The 18,781-nt window shown below is 36.5% G+C and carries 20 protein-coding genes; 3 read left to right on the plus strand and 17 right to left on the minus strand.

Going from position 1 to position 18,781, the window contains the following annotated elements; genetic code table 11:
- Nucleotides 1-205: 205 nt before the first annotated feature.
- The 5 genes from NZD88_RS19510 to NZD88_RS19530 all read right to left on the minus strand — a co-directional run bounded on the left by NZD88_RS19510 (nt 206) and on the right by NZD88_RS19530 (nt 5,846).
- Entirely contained in the window at nt 206-1,540 is a 1,335-nt protein-coding gene (locus NZD88_RS19510) for an amidohydrolase (protein ID WP_259831322.1), read from the minus strand.
- A gap of 313 nt (nt 1,541-1,853) precedes the next feature.
- Nucleotides 1,854-3,137, minus strand: a complete 1,284-nt coding sequence (gene hemL, locus NZD88_RS19515; RefSeq protein WP_259831324.1) for a glutamate-1-semialdehyde 2,1-aminomutase — start codon at nt 3,135-3,137, stop codon at nt 1,854-1,856.
- A gap of 75 nt (nt 3,138-3,212) precedes the next feature.
- A complete protein-coding gene (locus NZD88_RS19520) occupies nt 3,213-4,274 on the minus strand; it encodes a glucosaminidase domain-containing protein (protein ID WP_259831326.1) in 1,062 nt (353 codons plus the stop codon).
- Nucleotides 4,275-4,290: 16 nt separating this feature from the next.
- Entirely contained in the window at nt 4,291-5,202 is a 912-nt protein-coding gene (locus NZD88_RS19525; protein ID WP_259831327.1) for a 1-aminocyclopropane-1-carboxylate deaminase/D-cysteine desulfhydrase, read from the minus strand.
- Nucleotides 5,203-5,519: 317 nt separating this feature from the next.
- Nucleotides 5,520-5,846, minus strand: coding sequence for a hypothetical protein (locus NZD88_RS19530; RefSeq protein WP_259831329.1), 327 nt, complete (start codon nt 5,844-5,846; stop codon nt 5,520-5,522).
- A 41-nt stretch (nt 5,847-5,887) separates the two neighbouring features.
- Here NZD88_RS19530 and NZD88_RS19535 point away from each other — a divergent pair, with 41 nt between their 5' ends.
- Nucleotides 5,888-6,070: a C1orf53 family protein gene (locus tag NZD88_RS19535; protein ID WP_076510366.1), complete on the plus strand. Its 183-nt coding sequence runs from the start codon at nt 5,888-5,890 to the stop codon at nt 6,068-6,070.
- Nucleotide 6,071: 1 nt separating this feature from the next.
- Nucleotides 6,072-6,599, plus strand: a complete 528-nt coding sequence (locus NZD88_RS19540; RefSeq protein ID WP_259831330.1) for a DUF4136 domain-containing protein — start codon at nt 6,072-6,074, stop codon at nt 6,597-6,599.
- A 63-nt stretch (nt 6,600-6,662) separates the two neighbouring features.
- Here the strand turns inward: NZD88_RS19540 and NZD88_RS19545 are convergent, their stop codons facing one another.
- Nucleotides 6,663-7,133, minus strand: a complete 471-nt coding sequence (locus NZD88_RS19545; protein WP_259831332.1) for a hypothetical protein — start codon at nt 7,131-7,133, stop codon at nt 6,663-6,665.
- Between the two features lie 199 nt (nt 7,134-7,332).
- Here NZD88_RS19545 and NZD88_RS19550 point away from each other — a divergent pair, with 199 nt between their 5' ends.
- Nucleotides 7,333-8,856, plus strand: coding sequence for an endonuclease (locus NZD88_RS19550; RefSeq protein WP_259831334.1), 1,524 nt, complete (start codon nt 7,333-7,335; stop codon nt 8,854-8,856).
- Between the two features lie 104 nt (nt 8,857-8,960).
- Here the strand turns inward: NZD88_RS19550 and NZD88_RS19555 are convergent, their stop codons facing one another.
- From NZD88_RS19555 to NZD88_RS19605, 11 genes are all read right to left on the minus strand, one after another.
- Nucleotides 8,961-9,347 (minus strand): hypothetical protein, encoded by a 387-nt coding sequence (locus tag NZD88_RS19555; RefSeq protein WP_259831336.1) that lies wholly within the window; start codon nt 9,345-9,347, stop codon nt 8,961-8,963.
- Nucleotides 9,328-9,888 (minus strand): LemA family protein, encoded by a 561-nt coding sequence (locus NZD88_RS19560; RefSeq protein ID WP_259831338.1) that lies wholly within the window; start codon nt 9,886-9,888, stop codon nt 9,328-9,330. The genes NZD88_RS19555 and NZD88_RS19560 overlap by 20 nt, the downstream gene beginning before the upstream one ends.
- On the minus strand, nt 9,888-10,670 hold the full coding sequence (locus tag NZD88_RS19565) for a hypothetical protein (RefSeq protein ID WP_259831341.1): 783 nt from the start codon (nt 10,668-10,670) through the stop codon (nt 9,888-9,890). The genes NZD88_RS19560 and NZD88_RS19565 overlap by 1 nt, the downstream gene beginning before the upstream one ends.
- Before the next feature lie 114 nt (nt 10,671-10,784).
- A complete protein-coding gene (locus NZD88_RS19570) occupies nt 10,785-11,339 on the minus strand; it encodes a hypothetical protein (protein WP_259831344.1) in 555 nt (184 codons plus the stop codon).
- 140 nt (nt 11,340-11,479) lie between these two features.
- Nucleotides 11,480-11,833 (minus strand): hypothetical protein, encoded by a 354-nt coding sequence (locus tag NZD88_RS19575; protein WP_259831347.1) that lies wholly within the window; start codon nt 11,831-11,833, stop codon nt 11,480-11,482.
- Nucleotides 11,834-11,870: 37 nt separating this feature from the next.
- Nucleotides 11,871-12,245 carry a hypothetical protein gene (locus NZD88_RS19580; RefSeq protein ID WP_259831349.1) on the minus strand — a complete coding sequence of 125 codons (375 nt, stop codon included), beginning with the start codon at nt 12,243-12,245 and terminating at the stop codon, nt 11,871-11,873.
- A gap of 101 nt (nt 12,246-12,346) precedes the next feature.
- Nucleotides 12,347-13,240: a hypothetical protein gene (locus NZD88_RS19585; protein WP_259831352.1), complete on the minus strand. Its 894-nt coding sequence runs from the start codon at nt 13,238-13,240 to the stop codon at nt 12,347-12,349.
- An 82-nt stretch (nt 13,241-13,322) separates the two neighbouring features.
- A complete protein-coding gene (locus NZD88_RS19590) occupies nt 13,323-16,157 on the minus strand; it encodes an OmpA family protein (RefSeq protein WP_259831354.1) in 2,835 nt (944 codons plus the stop codon).
- A 3-nt stretch (nt 16,158-16,160) separates the two neighbouring features.
- Nucleotides 16,161-16,658 carry a DUF4280 domain-containing protein gene (locus NZD88_RS19595; protein WP_259831356.1) on the minus strand — a complete coding sequence of 166 codons (498 nt, stop codon included), beginning with the start codon at nt 16,656-16,658 and terminating at the stop codon, nt 16,161-16,163.
- 2 nt (nt 16,659-16,660) lie between these two features.
- Nucleotides 16,661-17,704, minus strand: a complete 1,044-nt coding sequence (locus NZD88_RS19600; protein WP_259831358.1) for a hypothetical protein — start codon at nt 17,702-17,704, stop codon at nt 16,661-16,663.
- A 19-nt stretch (nt 17,705-17,723) separates the two neighbouring features.
- A complete protein-coding gene (locus tag NZD88_RS19605) occupies nt 17,724-18,764 on the minus strand; it encodes a hypothetical protein (RefSeq protein ID WP_259831360.1) in 1,041 nt (346 codons plus the stop codon).
- Nucleotides 18,765-18,781 lie beyond the last annotated feature (17 nt).

Genomic DNA, 18,781 nt, shown 5'->3' on the forward strand with positions numbered 1-18,781 from the left:
AAAAGCTACTGCATGGATTTTCAATATTTTTAATTTCCTACAGAACAGAATAATTTTTAAAACATTAAGATGAATGAAGTAAATAAGAAAAAAATCAGTTGATTTTTTTAAGCTGTGTTTCTGAAAAAGCGAAGCTCTACTTAATATTCTTAAAAACTTATTAAATCTTAATGGTTTTATTATTTTCGTAGAAGAAAACATCATTTTAATAAACTACATTCCCTTGATGAACCAATGATTCCACATCTGAAATTCTGGATACAGCTTCCGCAGAGCAGCTGGCATTCATCAGCACAAAATCAGCCTTGTCCCCCGCTTTTGGCCATTGTTGGTCTCCTTTATCGTCCAGGGGAAGAATATTTGCTGTTGCCAGCTTCAGGCTTCTTGACAATAAAAACTCTGTAGAATACCCATACAGTTGTGCCATCAGATTGGCTTTCTGAAGGACACTTCCAGTCCCGAAAGTATTCCAATGGTCTACAATACTGTCGTTACCCGTAAGAACCGTTACCTTATGCTTGTATAAAGTAGGAATAGGCATGATAAGGTTTCCAAAAGGGATCGTAGAAACAATCCCGATCTGGGCTTCTGCCAGTTTTTCAGCGATTTCTTCCTGTTTTGTTTTGTCTAATTTTGCTAAAATGAAACAATGGCTCAGGTATGTTTTTCCTTTCAGAGAAGGATTTTCATTGACTTTTTCAATAAGATATTCCACCGTATTCAATCCCGATTCACCCGTTTCATGAAGATGAATATCAATTCCTTTTTTATGATCTAAAGCCAGTTGAACCGTAAAATCGATTGTTTTCTCTATCGCTCCATCAATGGTAAACGGGTCTACTCCACCGATAAAATCAATATCCATCTGAGCGGCCTCTTTAAGATAAGGCACCGAGTCTGTATAAAATACGCCATGCTGTGGAAAAGCAACCAGCTCAGCACCAAAACTTGTTTTCTTATTTTCTAAAGCCTTCTGAAGATTTTTTAATGAGTTTAATTTTGAAGTCGGTTCAATATTGACATGACTTCTCGCAAAAGAAGTTCCTTTTGATTGCAACAGCTCAATCATCTTTTCAGCTTTAAATGTTGAGTTTTTCAGCATTTCCGGAAGCATTTTCTGTTCCAGTTCGATCATTCCTTTTACGCCACCTGTTCTTTTTCTCACGGCTTTCCATTGATCTCCATAGAACGTTTTATCCAGGTGAATATGCATATCTTTAAATGCAGGAAGCATCAGCATTCCTTTGGCATCAACAGCTTTTGAACCAGGCTGGTTCGGAGTTATACTTTTAATCTTCCCGTTTTCAATTTCTATATAAAACAGATCAGTTTTAGTCGAAACAACTTCTCCTTCTTCGTACTCAAAACCGGTTTCCAGACGGACATTTTTAAGGCTTAATTTTCCTTTAGCCGAAATATTCTGCTCATCAAAAAATGGAGATGCTGTCATGATATTGGGTATTAAACTGAGTCCGGCTGCAGCCAGTGCTGAATTTCTTATAAAATCTTTACGGGATATTGTTTTGTCAGAGGTCTTCATTTCCAATCTATTTCATACAAAAATAGAAAGAACGGAAGTGATCACGGTGTATGGTTTATTGCAATATCTGTATGATTTATTGGATGGCTTAATTTTTTTTATTTTGGAATATTTCAAAAGAAGTTTTAACCACCCCGGCAAAAATTCAAAGAATTTTTGCCACCCCTCCAGAGGATGGGAATTTCGATTTTCATAAAGATTTTTCTCAGTACTTTACTTTAAAGTAACTAAAATGTTAAAAAAAATCTCCTTTTAGGGTCAAAAAAAGACCGGATTCTACAACCCGGTCTTATTATGATTTATGTATTAAATCTTAAGAATAGTCAAAGTTTCTTACTGCTTCCAGCGTCATTTCAATTTCTCTATCCTTAATCGCATCACTGATGAAATACGTTTCATAGCCACTTGGCGGAAGATAGATTCCATTCTGAAGCATCTGGTGGAAGAAATTATTAAACAAAGAATGGTTGGAAGCTGCTGCTTCATCAAAATTGGACACGCTGTTGATATGGAAAAATACCGACATCATGGATCCTTTTCTGTTGATCTTATGGGCAATTCCTTTTTCATTCAGAATTTTTCCGATTCCGAAATCCAAAGTTTCTGCTGTTTTATTAATTCTGTTAAAGAATTCCGGATCATTTTTGATCAGCTGTAATGTTTTCAATCCGGCTCTCATTGCTAATGGATTTCCGCTTAATGTTCCTGCCTGATAAACGCCTCCTTTTGGAGCCAGGTGGTCCATAATTTCGTTTCTCCCCGCAAAAGCACCTACCGGAAGACCTCCGCCAATTACTTTTCCGTAAGTCACCAAATCCGCTTTTACATTGTACAGTTCCTGAGCTCCTCCGAAAGCCAGTCTGAAACCGGTCATCACTTCATCAAAAATTAATAAAGCTCCGTTTTCATCACAGATTTTTCTCAAATTCTGAAGGAAATTATTTTCAGGAAGTACACAGCCCATGTTTCCGGCAACAGGCTCAATAATCACTGCTGCAATTTCTCCCTGGTTGTGACGGAACAGATCTTCTACCTGCTCAAAATCGTTGTAACGGGCCAGAAGAGTATCTTTAGCCGTTCCTTCGGTTACTCCCGGAGAATTCGGATTTCCGAAAGTGGCAGCACCACTTCCTGCTTTGATCAGAAATGAATCTGAATGACCATGATAACAGCCTTCAAATTTAACGATCTTATCTCTTTTTGTAAATCCTCTTGCCAGTCTTACAGCGCTCATACAAGCTTCTGTACCTGAAGAAACCATTCTGATCTGGTCAATATTAAGAACATTTTCTACAATGAATTTCGCAATTTCTGTTTCCAGTTCTGTAGGCGCTCCGAAAGAAAAGCCTTTTTCAGCCTGTATTTTAAGTTCTTCCAGTACTTCAGGATGGGTATGTCCTAAAATTGCTGGTCCCCATGAATTGATGTAGTCAATATACGTATTATCATCTGCGTCGGTAAGGTAAGCCCCTTTTGCAGATTTCATGAATACAGGAACACCTCCTACTGATTTGAATGCCCGAACCGGAGAATTGACGCCTCCCGGGATGTATTTGTAGGCTTCATCAAATAAAGCCGAACTTCTTTGGTACTTCATATGTTAGTTGAGTGTTGGGAGTTTATAGATGACCAGCTAATTAGCAACTGATAATCGGAAACTAACAACAAAAAATTAGTTTCTAGGTTTTTTATCAATTAAATAAATCAGCTGGCCTGCAGACGGTTTCTGTCCTTCATCCATTCTGTTTTTTGCATATAATTTATTTAATTTGATTCCGAATTTCTGAGCGATATCGTGCATATCTTCACCAGATTCAGCTTTGTAAATAGCCGTATTTCCCGCGGAATTTTTAGATTCAAGAAATACAATATCGTTTTTCTTCAGAACATCACTTTCCAGCTCATTCCATTTGATCAGTCTGCTTTCGCTTACCCTGAATTTGTCTGCAATGAATTTTACGTTAGTATCTTCTGGAATCACGATGTATCTTAAACCTTCGTTCGGGTGAGTTTTGATAAGGATTGAATTAAGAATTTCCGCTTTTGTTTTGATTCTTTCCACCCTTTTCTGTTGTTGGGCATAAGAAGTCTGCTTGTAAGGAACTTCAACAGTGACTGCCTCTTTAGCTTTCTTAGTGATCATTTTTGAAGGTTCCAGCTGAGCCATGAATGCTCTGTCGTCTTTCAGATCTGGATACATTTTAAGAACGGCATACAGTACTTCTTTTGAGCTGGTATCGTCATACTCATACAATCTGTACTTTTCAATTTTGCTGATGAGGATCGAAGCGTAACGGGGATTGGTTGCGTACCCTGCTTTTTTAAGACCATGCGCCCACGCTTTGTAATCTTTCATATTCAGATTAAAGAGGTTCGCGTAATATTTTCTTGTAGATAAAAATATAGAATGGTCTTCGTAAGATTGTCTCGGATCTTCATAAACACGGAAACATTCATTGGGAGCATCATCGGTGTGCTTCATCGTTTTTCCGGTCCAGTCTTCTTTACATTTTATTCCGAAGTGATTTTTGCCTTCCTGAGCCAGTCTGCTCTGCCCACCTCCAGTCTCTAAGAGTCCCTGGGCCAATGTAATAGAAGCCGGAATTTTGTATTTTTCCATTTCTTCTACCGCATATTTAGCGAATTTTTGAATATACTGGTCTTCAGTAGCCCAAGCCTGGGCCGAGAATTTTGATAAAACTAAAAGGCTTACGAGTAAGAAAAGTCTTTTCATGTTTTTCAATTTTTACTTATATAATTAAATTTCTATTCTGTTTTTCCAAAAGCAGATTGGCTCCTTCAATCCCCTGCAATCCGCCGGTATGAAAGCACAAAATTCTGCTGTTTTCAGGAAAATAATCTTCATCTATCAGTTCGAAAACTTTCTGCATCATCTTTCCTGTATACACCGGTTCCAAAGGGATACCGTATTTCTGTTTAAAATCATTGATAAAACGGATGTTTTCATCCTTTATTTTACCATAACCTCCAAAATATGAATCTATTAGATTAAAATTTCGTCCGGAAGTTAATTCCAAGATCTTATTCTCCAGTGAAGCATCGTCTACGACCTTAAATCCTATAACTTTCTGATTGTCTTCACAAAATTTCGCAATTCCGGCAACCGTTCCTCCGGTACCCACTGCGGTGCAAAGATAATCAAAATCTTTTGTTTGGTCATTCAGCATCATTTTAATGCCTTCTACAGCCTCTTCATTCGTTCCTCCCTCCGGAATAATAAGGGCTTCCGGAAACCCATTCTGTAGAAATTCGGTTAATTTTTCTTTATGCCTGTATTCTTCACGGGTCACAAATTTCAGGTTCATTCCGTTTCTTTTGGCAAAAAGAAGGGTGGGATTATCCCGCCATTTATTTTCCAGTTCTTCTCCTCTTATCATTCCCAGTGTTGGAACGCCGGATAAGTTTCCTGCGGCAGAAACTGCGGCAATATGATTGGAAAATGCTCCTCCGAACGTAATAAGATATGGGTTTTCCGGATTTTCATCCAGGTAATTGTTGATGTTGTAAAAAAGTTTCCAATACTTATTTCCTGAGATCTGGGGATGGATAAGGTCTTCTCTTTTGATGAAGAGTTTAATATTCTTATGATGAATAGAAATTTCCTGAATCGGAATGGGTTCTGCCGGAGCTTTTAATAGCATTTTTATGGTTTAACTATTATCTGCAAAATTAGTAAAAGATTTACGTTTGTGTGGATTTATATAACGACATGAATCATTTTGTTTTTTACATTAAAGAGCACAGAAAAATTTATGCCTATTTTTTGAACACAGATGACACAGATTTTCGCAGATGATGGATTGTTTATTTATAAGTTGCTTTTGTGATTATTTGTGGGAATATTTGTGAAATTTGTGTTTTAATTTAGGTTTGGCTAAAGCCGGATAAGGCGGTTTATTTTTTGAAGGCAGGCTAAAGCCCACCCCTATTGAATTTTAAGGTATACATTTTACATTTATTACAAATATTTCCTGAAATTCCAGAATTTCCTTTTTTTCAGATAATTCAGATCCCGCTCATTGGCGTATGCTTCTCTTTCAAATGAAATTCTTTTATAGGCCAGAAAACCGTCTTTGAGCTTGAAAAACCAGTAGTAATATTCGATGACGTAAAAAATGTAAAAGAAAATAACGAGCATTTCGAGCTGCTGTCTCAAGTGAATTTTTTCGTGATTGATAAGTACTTTATTTTCCTTATCTTCGGGTTTCCTAATGAAGATAAAGGGAAATAGAGCAATGCCGTTAATTTTTAATTTCTTTAATGGCTTTTGGCATATAATTATCATACTAACAAATATAAAGTTTTTTTGACTTAGAGATTTAACTTATGGCCCAATATGACATCAAAGAAGGTGAAGACTTCTACTACAATGAACAGGGGTACAAGGTTTTTACAGAAAAATTCCATCTGAAAAGGGGGCATTGCTGTAAAAGCGGTTGCAGACACTGTCCTTACGGGTACGATAAAAAGACTGATACATTCATTAAAAACGATAAAAAAAATAAATAAAATGAAAAAATATATTTTTATTTTGTTAGCATCGGCTGCATTAGGCCTTACATCGTGCAGTCCTTTCCAGGTGCGTTCAGATTATGCTGAAACAGCCAATTTTACGACTTATAAAACGTATAAGATCAGAATTGACGATCTGAAACTGAATGATATTGATAAAGACAGAGTTTTGAATGAACTCTCCAGACAGCTTCAGACCAAAGGACTTCAATCCGGCGAAAATCCTGATCTGATCGTCAATGTAAAAGCTAATCATAAAAAGGTAACCGATATCAACAGCAGTTCTCCATATGGAATGTGGGGATGGGGCGGTCCTTTCGGATGGGGCGTTGGAATGAGCAGAACATGGACCAGCAATTACAATGAAGGAGCACTGATTGTTGACCTCATCGATTCTAAAACAAACAAACTGGTTTGGCAGGGTATCGGAAGCGGAATTTCCGTGGATTCTCCAAAAGCCAAACAAAGACAGATTCCTGAGATTATGGCTGAAATCATGAAAAATTACCCGCCTCAGAGAAAATAAGATGTATTTAAATCAAATAGCATATAAAAACGCCGATACAGGAAAACTGTACCGGCGTTTTTTTTATTTGAAATTGTTTAAATAATAGATTACTTTATCATTCCTGTTCGTGACAAATTCTTTTCCGTTTTTGTTTATCCTAAATACTAAAACTCCCTGATTATAAGTGTCCCAGATTTTAAATTTATACATTCTTTGTTTTGTATGTATACTCACAAAGTATTCTTTTCTTTTGATAGGATGGTTGACCCAGGTAAATTCATCAAACTTTAATTCCTCAAAAAGTTTATCATACTCCTTCTTATTAACGGTTTGATTATTAATACCTATTCCTGTTACATTTGAGAATACTTCGTTGTTATAAGAATTGTATTCTTTAAGATCATAGCCTGCTTTTACAAGATATCCGCAAAGCATGATAAAATATATAACGAAAGGGATATAAAATTTTACTTTTTTCTGTTTTGAAACCGCAGAAAGTGCTAGTGTTAAAAAGATAAAAACGAAAACAATTCCTATATAAATACTTCCCATAGCTTACTTTATTCCTGGTATCAACTTTTATACTATAAAAGTAGAGCTTTTCCAAATATGATGAGCATTATTAATTTCCCAAACATTCATCATCATTGTAATGGTATGCATAATAATGGCATGCTGTACATGTTAAAATTAACAATAATGTAATTTTTTATTCGTAAAAATATAGTATTCTTACAGAAATTTTATGAGTATGAAAAAATTGATATTATGTACTGTAATAGCGGGGTTTGCCAATGCCCAGGCTCCTGCAGGATATTACAGCTCTGCCAACGGGCTGAGTGGTGCATCACTTAAAACAGCATTAAGTTCTATCATTACGAGCGGACATCAGGACAAAGGGTACAACGGACTTTGGACGGGTTATAAAACGACTGATATTGATAAAAATTATGAAAATGACGGTTCTATCATGGATATTTATTCAGAGAAACCTTCCGGGACCGATCCTTACAAATATACGCCAGGTACCAACCAGTGTGGTACGTATTCTGTAGAAGGAAACTGTTACAACAGAGAGCATATTGTTCCTCAAAGCTTATTCAATGAATCTGCGCCTATGGTCTCGGATATTCATTTCATCAGAGCTACCGATGGGAAAGTGAATGGAATGAGAAGTAATTATCCTTTTGGAAAAGTAGGTACAGCAACATTCACGTCCAAAAACGGATCAAAGCTGGGAAGTTCTTCCTCTTCAGGATATGCAGGGACGGTTTTTGAGCCGATTGATGAATTTAAAGGCGATGTGGCAAGAATGATCTTCTATTTTGTAACGCGTTACCAAAGCAAACTTTCATCTTTTTCTTCGGGTAATATGCTTGGGAGTTCCACATTTCCGGGACTACAGACGTGGGAACTGAACGTTCTTCTGGCGTGGCACAATCAGGATCCTGTTTCTGCAGCAGAGATCGCAAGAAATAATGCTTCTTATACTTATCAGGGAAACAGAAACCCATTTATTGATAACCCGAATTATGTGGGTCAGATCTGGGGCTCCAATCCGGGAACTACAGATCCGGGAACACCTAATCCCGGAACAGACTGTGTGAATGAAACTTTTGAAAGTATTCCCGCCGCTGATGCTTCTTATACAACAAGAACATGGACAGGAAGTAGTATTTCATGGACTGCTACGGATGCTAGAACTGATCAGACGATCAATAACAAAGCCATTACAGTGAGATCCGGATCTTTAACTTCCGGAAGTTCTTCCAATGGTATCGGATCACTGACGGTGACTACACAGCTTAAATTTTCAGGAAGCGCTGGAACTTTTGATGTGAAGGTAAACGGAACAACGGTAGGTACCGTACCTTACAGCGCTACTGCGGCCACGACAACCATTAATAATATCAATATTTCAGGAAATGTTACGATAAGTCTTGTTAACAGCTCATCCAGCAACAGAGTGGCTATTGATGATCTTAAATGGACCTGTTATTCGGGAACTGCCAGACAGGCTCAAAAAGTAGCAGTTGACGAAAGTGTTGTTCAGGAACTTCAGGTCTACCCTAACCCGATTTCAGGACAGGAAATTTTTGTAAAAGGCGATACCCGAAGTATCAAAACAGCAGAAATCTATAATCTTCAGGGGAAAACTCTTCAAACGATTAACAGTCCTTTTAAAAATGGAAATTCCATTAAGATCAAAAATCTTGAGCAGGGAATTTATATTTTAAAAATGGATCAGTCTACGCTGAAGTTTATTGTGAAATAATTGATTTTTAACCATAATGTATAGCCGGTTCAATATTTTTGACCCGGCTTTTTTTGACGCAAAGCTTTTAGAGCATGTTTTACTTTAAGAATAGTAGGGAAAACTTATCTTTGTGAATTGTTTTTTTCCTTGGTGACTTTTAACCAGTCTGTGAACATTTTGGTGATGGTATTCGCGTTCATCAAACTAAAAAAGAACATGCCTGTAAGAATGGTCAACCAGCAGTAGGCCAGTTTAATTCCATCTTTATCCGTTATAAAGAAAAGGATAAGCATAGAAAAAGATCCGAGTACAAATGTAAACATAAGCGTATACAAAAGGGCATGGATGATGTACATATTAAGTTTGAGTTTTCTGAATATCCAGCCTATGACCGATATTGGAATCAGGAGTAGTATCGGTGCAAACATGGCTCCGAATATGGCAACTTCAGGATAAGCCGCAAGATCCTGCTCGAATCCGAAAAAGGTATTAAAATTGAACTCCATCATACTGTTTTTCTGAGTTGGGGATTTCCAGTAAGGTTTTGTCTTTATACCCGAACATTTTAGCAAAAATTACGTTGGGAAATTCATGAATCCCGATATTATAAAGATTGACACTGTCGTTAAAGAATTCTCTACGGTCTGCTATTTTATTTTCCAGCTCAGAAATTCTTTTCTGAAGTTCCAGAAAGTTATTGTTGGACTTCAGTTCAGGATAATTCTCTGATACAGCAAAGAATGATTTCAGAGCTCTTGAAGTTTCATTGGCAAGTCCTGTTTTTTGATTGGAACCAGATGCATTATGGTAAGAAGTCCTCAGCTCCGTAAGGCGAGTGAGAATTTCTTTTTCGTAATTCATGAAATGTTTGGCGACACTTACAAGGTTGGGAATTTCATCTGCTCTTTGTTTGAGAACAACATCTATATTGCTGTAGGCCTTTTCTACATTGAATTTCATCATCACCAACTTGTTGTACAGGTTGATGAAAAAGCTGATTACGGCTACAGCGAGCAGTACGGCTAATGCCATTGCAGTCGTCTGATTCATTATTGTATAAGTATGTATATAATGATTATAATAATTGCTGAACAGGTAAACATGAATGACCGTAATAGTGGCTGGTATTTGTTCCAGACAGAAATTCCCGATGCGGACGTAATACCTAAAACCTTGTAATGATCATCCTTTCTGATGAATGGAACTCCGTTATCTGAATCTGCATATCCTACGAGAAGCATTTTTTGTCCATTTTTCAACAGGGTTTCTGTGTAGCGTTTATGGCCGCTGCTTCTTACGTTTGTTTCGTTCAAAAGTATCAGTTCAATCCCTTCAGGTATTACATCTATAATTCCCGTGTCATCTTTGATCTGAAAAGCATTGCATTGGGTTTCTCTATGAATGGTAGAATAGGAATTTTTACCGTCAGAATCCTGACTGATATTTTCAATGGTATAATAGTACCCTATGCATTCTTCATGGTCTACAGGTGAGATGAGGGGCTGCCTGATGATCAGCGCTCCTTCGACCTCTACCAATCCTTTGGCCAGAGATTTTATTTTTGAGGTGGGAATTGCCGACTGAAGTCTCAGAAAACGTTTAGCCGATGTAGGCCGGAGCAACTCTATCACTACAGCTACAAAAAACACCAAGGGCAGGATAACAAAAGCACGTTCTGCATAGCGGTCGTAATTCTTAGAAATTTCATACAAATACGGAGGCAGAGGCATTTTTTCTTTGAAAATAAGCCATAAGATAAAATAGAGAAAACAGAATAATATAACTCCTAAAAAAACGTAAACTGCTTTCGGTGCTCTATTTTTATTCTCCATGTATTTTGTGTGTCGAGTTTGAGATTTCGTATACATCCAAAAATACATTTTATTTTAGAATGAGGTTCGTATTTACAACATGCTTTTTACAGAAGTCAAAAACTTGTTTTATCTTCACTGTCTGAGATAAATCAGAAGTACACCTATTCCATTGATCACACACAAGATAAGTGCACCATATGCAGATATAGTAATTCTTATTTTTAAGGAATATTCTGTGGTATAAGTAGCTATTAAAATGGCAAAAAATGCTGCTACTCCGGTAAAAATACATCCGAAAATAAACACGAGCCCATTTATGTCGGTATTATTGGCACTTCTTCTGGTTCTGTTATCTGTAATGTTCAGCGTTTGTCCGAGAGAAGGCGGATGATTGCTCGTCATATCCACTACTTTTATCACTTCCTTTCCTTCTGAATTCACATATTTCACTTTGGGAAAGTAGATTGCCGTATTATGATAGGATGAGCTTCTGAAATTTTGAGTTCTTGTGATCTCTTTTTTATAACCGATTACTACTGCTTCATACTGGTTTTCGCTTACACTTCTGTATGCTTTTTCCCAAAAGAAAGTGTAGGACAGGATCATCGTTAATGAGTTGATGGAAATCATTAAAAGACAGATAAAAAGAAAGACAAATCCTTTTTCCACAAAACCTTCTTTTCCCATTACGGAGCTTTTCTTTTTCCGTATTTTATCAAATATCCTGTAGGCTAAATACACTGATAATAAGCTAACTATCAGAACTAAGTATCCAAAAAAAGTCATGCGTGGATCTTTTTATAGGGAAAGGTGCTTACGTCCATTCCCTATTTAAGTTTTATGTATTTATTTTCCATTCCTTCATAGAGAATGGTTAATGTATCGTTTTTAATGATGTATTTACTTTCAGATTTCTCCTTCGTGTCCTGATCCACACTGATTATTTCATCATTTTGAACTTCAAAGGTTGATTCTATTGTATTCTGCATTTTACCTTCTCCCAGATGCTGACGAAATTTACCTTCTTTTGTAAACTCCAGAACAATCTTGTCCATTGAACTTCCCGTTTTTGAATCTTTCAGAACACCTTCCCATTTCCCTATAAGTTGGGGATCTTTCTTTTTTTGTGAATGACAGCTCAACGCAAGAAAACAGCCTAAAATAATTAAAATATGTTTCATTGTATTTCTTATTATTATTTAAAACAAATGAGCATCTTTAATGACAGTCCAAAGACAGTTCTTTTCTCATCCAATTCTTAGCTTTGTGATAGTTGAATATATCAGCTAGTAAAAAGCCTAATGGTATTATTGAAATGGAAGCGATCAGAAGTCTATCTGTAAAACCAACAATATGAGGCTTATGATCAATTTTTATTACCTCAACAAATAGAGCAGGCAATATGCTTATCCCCAACGCAACTGCAAAGCATAAAGCTATCGAAAAGTAGTTAGGTTCATAACGAATAGTTACTTTTGACCTGTTCGCTGATGGAATAAAAGATATTTTTGTGGACAGGTAAAAAAGAGACTTTGAAAACCCATTATTTTTAAAATGAAATGACACATACCTGATCCCACCTTCTCTTCTCATATTAATGTATCTGTAGCTCATGTATGTAAACCGCTTATAAAACTCCTCTTCAGAAAGAGTGGTCTCACAGTTTTCTTCGTAGATTAAAAAATATTTAAACATTAATAGATCTCAAATTCTGTTTTTCCCTTTGGGATATGTAATAAATAATCTAATTCAGCTCCGGTCCAACTTCCATCTTTCTTAAACTTACACAGTAAAGCAGAAGCACCTCTGAAGCCTTTCTCTTTCTTTATGCTTTTTAATCCTACCAGCTTTCCATCTCCATAGAAAACCAATTCGTAGTTACTCAACGGCATAAATTCTAAATTTTCGGCTTTTGCAATAGAGATCAATTCATCCCAGCCTTCCTGCACTTCATCTTTATCAAAATACTGGGAAACTGCCTGGTCTTTTATTTTATTATAAGAAAACTGTGCAATTTTATCCATATCCTTTGTTTTAAACGCAGCCTCAATCATTTTATATGCTTCAAGTACCTTAGCTTCCAATATTTTTTTGTCAAGATTTCTCAGATCCTGGCTGTCTTTCCAGCCCTCTATGGTATAAGGCACATTGGACAGCTTAAATGTTCTTGTTTCTTCAAAACGGTCTTTTCCTGTATCTTTAAATAAGTTATCCTTATCCTTTGGTGCATTATAGACAAATAAGTTATCCTGCTGTTTTTCAGCTGAAAGCTTGTCCGTATTTTCATAAGACTCCACTTTTACATCAAACTCTGTCTGACCGTCTAATTTTTCTAAATCTTCCCGTGGATAAAGAACAACCTTTAATGTGTTGGTATTTCCAGTAAGATATGGATTGATTTCATTTCCTGTACTAAATGATTCATTATTAAAGCTTTTTGTAACTTTAATATCATTTATAAAAATTTCAAAATTGCACATCCCATTCGTATGGTAAATAACATATTTAGGCTCTTTTGGGTAGTGCTTTATATTCTGAAGGGTTTTTTCTATTATATTTTTAGAATTAATTTCTGAATTCTGTTTCATATTTAATTGATTGTTAGAAGTTTGAGAGCAGCTTAAAGTTGTTAATAAGATTGTTAATAATAAAATATATCTTTTCATAACATTATATTTTCAATAAATAAATTTTAAATAATCTAACTCTATCCGGAGCAAGCAGTTCATATTCTTTGGGTTTACCTTTTTCATCGTCTGTACTAACGTCAAAAATTGTGTATTTAATGATCATCAATTTCGCTTTTGCGCTCAAAGTTACCTTAAGTCCAGAAAAAGAGATATAATTTTCTATGTAAAAGCCTTCTGTATCTTTTCCGTAGGATTGATATAATCCAATTAAAGCACTGCCTTTAAACTCAAGATTTCCTTCAAATTTATGATAAATTAGGCCAAAAATGAAATCTTCATACGCCATTTTCAGTTTTACTTCCGCTGCTAACTTTACATACTGACCATAGGCAACAACTCCCCTTGCTTCATCATAAAAATTTCCGGCTTGTTTTGAAAAACCATAAGACTTCGTGAGGAAATTATATTTTATGTTTTGTTCTATGCTTATCCCTCCCACAATCGATATGGAAGCCGCAATATTATTGAGCTTATCCTCGTAGGTTCCTTTTGCTTTATCCCGTATATCTTCAAAGTCTTTTTGTTTTTGTTTACCGGTAATCTTATCTTTTACAGTCTTGTCAGTAATATAATCTAAAAGATCAAATTCCTTTTTATATTCTACTGCCACCACGGGCTCTATCTTTAGATCAGCTTCCCATATCAGGGCAATTCTTCCGTCTGCCTGTTTATAATAATACAGACCGCTTCTGTATGCCATAGAGGGGCCTAATATTTCAACATCTTCAGGCAGGCTGTCCATTAGCTTCTTGACTTTTTTCAATTCTTTAGCTATCTTCTTGATTTTCTTCAGCTTGCTGATTCCACTTCTTCCTCTGGTAAGAATCAGAATAAGGATTTCCACTACAATCTGAAGGCAGACAAAACCATACATGGCTGCACTTGTGGCATATTTGGTGTATTTTGTCTGAGCAATAAAATCTACGGTAGTTCCTGTAAGACTTAAAGCTGCGCCTTTCTTTTCCTGGGTACGGTTGTGAATGGCATGCAGACCTATCTCAATTTTCTGAGCTTCCGCTTTTATATAATCCAGCAGGACTCTTTTGGTCATATAATCCACCATACTCAGGGAAGTCCATTTATAGATATTATCTATCAAGGATTCAAATTCCGGCGCGAGGCCTTTTTGGAGGGTCAGATTGTGATTATGGAAGAAATAATCTTCTTCATAATCATATTTTCCGTGAGCCAGCCAGACAATGTCGGGATAAGTTTTTAGGTGGATTGTCGGTTTATCCTTTTGTGGATAATAGGTACAACTGTTGATATAGAAATAATAGCTTTTGTGTATAGAGGAAAAGTAGTTGATGTATTTCCCAAAATAAAGTACATAATTTTTGATAAAATCATCTCCGATATTGGCACTTACAGGATAAGTGATTGTATTTTTCGGCTCTATTTTGGAAATAGTTCCATCCAATACTTTTATTTCATCCTTATGACTGCCGCGGCAACCTTTTCTTTCCTTTCCTACGGCACTTACCGTCATTTTTTTTGTTTTTCCGGCAAATGGGGCAATCGTTTCAAAAACAATTGGTGAAAAGGTATTTTCATAGTAATTGAATCGAATTGAGGCACGTCTGTTCTCCTGATGCTGGGCTTCAGTGAGGTTTGCTCCTTTATGTTTCAACTGGCTTTCTCCATGACCGTGGCATTCAAACTTTGAACTTCCCAGTCCGTTACTTTTCAGAAAGTTCATAATGGCTTCTGCTCTATCCTGAGAAAGTTTCAGGTTATAATTTCCGGGGCCTCTCTCATCTGCATGTCCGTCTATTATTATTCTGGAATGCTGATTGGCTTTCAGTAAGGAAATTAAAGGATTCAATACACTTTGTGCATCTCCTCTCACTCCGGGTTTACCAAAATCAAAATGCACAAAATGTCTTTCTTCCAATGGTGTGGTAGAAATAGGTTTAACCTTTGTTTTCCCGTCAACAAAAACAGGGAACTCATCGGTTTCATTGATCTTGATCTGTTTAAATGTACAGGATCCTACTCTTGCAATATTGTTGCTCGGTTGCCCGATGATAAGAGGAGTCTGATTGGAAGGTTTTGTTTTATTGACTGCCTTAAGCTGGTTTTTAATGTTCAGATATTGGCCATGTCTGTCATTTCCTTCCTTGTCTTTGAGATAAGGACCATTTTTTCTTTTAATTTTCACATAAAACTCTTCATTATCCTGAATCTGTTTTATATGGGCTTTCCATTGTGAAGTATTTGGAATTTCAAGATTGATCTGCCCGTCCTTCACTTCTACATTATATAATGTACGCACCTTGTAGTCTCCGTTCCACATTTCATTGTGAACTTCTATGATCACTATTTCTCCATTAATACCTTCTGTTCTGGCATGAAAATGCACGACCTCTCCATATGATAAACCGAAGTTTTGGCTATTTTTATTTTTAATGGTTTTGCCTCCTCTGATTCTGCTCCACGCACTGGAAACAATAAGCGGATCACAGTATCCGCTTAAGAAAAGCCCTGTAAAAGTGGAGTCTGGTTTTCCTGTCATACTTGCTTCGATGTAGTAAGGGTAACCACAAAGATTTTTAGGGATCTTATAAGAGAACAGTTTATCCGTCATACATTGAAGACGGTCAACAATATTTTTTCTATCCTTGTCTAAAACAATCCAGTAAATCTTTCCTTTCTTCTGGGCATCCGTTGTTTCATTATGCCAATCCTTGATATGAAAATGTGCTTTTTTATTGGCTGGAACGCACGCCCATCTATCCGGACTAAATTTGGAATTTGAATTATTAGCTTCGTTGGCTATGGATACAAATTTTATTTTTTTTATTCCTTTTGGCATAACTTACAATTTTGGGGATTCTCCGGCTTCTAAACCTTCATGCGTGGGTTGCTCTTTGTACATTTCCTCAGAACTTACCAACGGATTGATCTGTTGCTGCACATCCTGATCAGCATTTTTAAAATTCTGTGCACTGGCTTCCGCCCTTTGCCCGTGATCTATGATTTCAATACACGGTATTCCGGCAATGGCACAGATGGCCTTGCTGGTTTCCAGAATGATATATCCTCCGTTATTAAGCTGAACTTTTTCATAAAAATCTTTCCACTCGGTCACCATGATTTTGCAGGGTGGCGGCGGTACAATTTTCGTACAGTTACCGAATGTATTCTTCTCAAATGTAGCCGCTCCAATTTCCTTTGTGGTCACAATTAATTTTTGTGAAGCATTTTTATCATTAGCGTATTCTTTCTGGTGTGAGAGTACTTTAAGCTTGTCCGGAAGCTGTCCGAACTGGCATTTGCACATAGCACCCTGTACTACAATATGTTTTTCTGCCATGGCTACAATTCTTTATTTGAAATTACGAGTCTGCCTAAATAGTCATTCCCAAATTCCAGACGAACGAAAGAGGAGTTCATCTTGAAAGTAACCACCGTTAACGCTTTTGATGAATTTTCATCTGTATCAACGGTTGTCTGGTAAAGCTGAGCATTGTACCGTGCAAACTTTTGCTTACACTCCGAGGGTGAGCTGTCATTGAATACTAAGCCAAATGGTAATCCTGAAACACTGTTCTCCCCGTAATACTGAATGGCATAGTACTCTTCTCCACCATTCATATTGGCATAAATCATATTAAAATCTTCAAAATCCCAGTTGGAATATTTTCCGCCTTTACAGTCTTTGCATTCCAATTCACTTGGACTTGTCTGTAAAAGTTTTGTAAAAGTTCCTGATGTGGCTGGTAAAGCGATAAATTGTTTTTTACTAAATAAACTCTGCAACTTTTTAGATACGATCGTTTTTTGAGTCGTTTTTGCTTCAAAGGCAACTACCTGAGCCGTTGCCTGTGCTTCGGTTTCCTCATCTGTGGACGAAGCGTCAACAGCTACCAGATCATTTGAATGTTCTGCTGGCTTGTGGTTTAATAGAAATTCTTTGATCTCTTTCTCAAGTTTGCCTGTGGATTTGGTGAGTTTTGTATCCACTTCTTTTTTAGACCAGCTATCCGGCACTACTTTTTCAAGAAAAACAGTGATTTTCGTGCTTTTAGAAGAAACCTTTTTCATATTGATGTTCCAAACTGCCTGCTGAATAAATTGTTTCGGCTTTGCTCCGGTTTTCAACGCTAAATCCAGATAAAGATTTTTTTGGGTTCCTTCATATTTCAAATCATAAAGCTCAACAGTCGTTGAGAAGTCCGTGTCTGATGCGGCAGCGGCTTTAGCTTCATCTTTTGTGAAATCATTTTTAAAATCAAAAATGGAATTCTGTAAGGTTTGGATGTCTTTCGGAATATTAAACTCTACTTTTTGCCCGAAGTACAGGCTAAAGCTTAATAGAAAGATCAATATGGATAATTTGTGATTGGTTTTAATTTTCATGTTGTTACGTTTTTATCAATTAGTCTGTCAGAGCCGCAATGACTACTGATATTTTCTTTTCTTTCTCAAGGTCTATACTGCATTCCAAATACAATGATTCTGACAGCAAAGTTTCTCCGTTCAGATAATATGCCAATCTGAAACTTCCCTTATGATTCATTTCCGGATGATCTTCAATAATAAATGAAAAAGGAGCTCTATTTATAAAATCATAGATGGTCCTTTCATCGTTTAAAATTCCTTCTCCTTTTATAGTAACCAGGTCATATTCATCTTTCAGCGGGTCGATTTCCAGTTTTACTTCATATTTCGGTTCCACAGGATTATTTACAATAGGGAAACTTTCCGCTATACTGGTTTCATAATGAGGTCCGAAACTCTTATAAATCCCGAAAAATAAGGTCCTGATGAAATAATCATTTTTTAGATAAAGACTCATTGCATCAGTTTCGTGTATTACTTTTTCTATTTTTTCACAGTAGCTGTCTACCGTTTCTCCTTCAAATTCTTTATAAACCTCCTCCTTTACTGCAGTCCATCTTTCTTTAAACACCGAAAGATTTTCTACAGCATTAAATTTTCCTTCTTCATCTACACTGACCTGTAGCGGATACAAAACCTTAGAGGTCTTATAAGCGAGCAGATCGGCTATTTCATTGACTTCTTCTTCGTTCAGATAAAGATTTGATATTCTGTCTATTTCAAAAAAATGAAGTTTATTCTCTGTTTTCAGCCAGCGTACTGAAGTTTCATATTTCAGTTCATTTTTATGATCATCATTTTCGATATTAATGGCAACTCCATATCTGTAAAATGAATGCTCAGGCTGGAAAGCGAGACTATTTCCTCTCCCGAACTGTACCAGCCTCTTTTTATCCGTGACCGCTGTTCTGGGAAGAAATAGTTCCTTTTGACCAGTAAGATCAATCAGGATCATATCCTTTACATCACAATGATTGTTATGAAATGACTTTAAAGCATCTGTATCTAAACTGTACAGTGAAGCTATACTTTTCAAGCTTTCTTCTTTCTGAACGGTATGTATGTTAAATTTCTGCATAAAAATGATCCGGCGTC

The organism is Chryseobacterium pyrolae, from assembly GCF_025153485.1.
Taxonomy (GTDB): domain Bacteria; phylum Bacteroidota; class Bacteroidia; order Flavobacteriales; family Weeksellaceae; genus Chryseobacterium; species Chryseobacterium antibioticum.